Genomic DNA, 270 nt, shown 5'->3' with positions numbered 1-270 from the left:
CCCCGCCGCGGATCGCTTGCAACACATCGTTGAGACGATGGGAGGCTGCCACATCCGGCCCGGCGTGGAATTCACCGGCGTGCTTGCGGGCTTCCACTTGTTCGGCGCTGAGGCCGAAGATAAACATATGCTCGGCGCCCACCCGCTCATGCATCTCGACGTTGGCGCCGTCCATGGTGCCGATGGTCAGCGCGCCATTGAGGCCGAACTTCATGTTACTGGTGCCCGACGCTTCAAAGCCGGCGGTGGAAATCTGCTCCGACAAGTCCG

General features: G+C 63.0%; 1 protein-coding gene. It reads right to left on the bottom strand.

Translation table 11 applies throughout. The features are described from left to right. A partial coding sequence (locus KZZ04_RS19375; RefSeq protein ID WP_219423900.1) for a glycogen/starch/alpha-glucan phosphorylase occupies window positions 1–270 on the bottom strand: 270 nt, incomplete at both ends.

The organism is Pseudoalteromonas sp. CR1, assembly GCF_019392235.1.
Taxonomy (GTDB): Bacteria; Pseudomonadota; Gammaproteobacteria; order Enterobacterales; family Alteromonadaceae; genus Pseudoalteromonas.
Note: the sequence above shows the minus strand (reverse complement) of the source record. Positions and strands in the feature narration are given on the sequence as shown.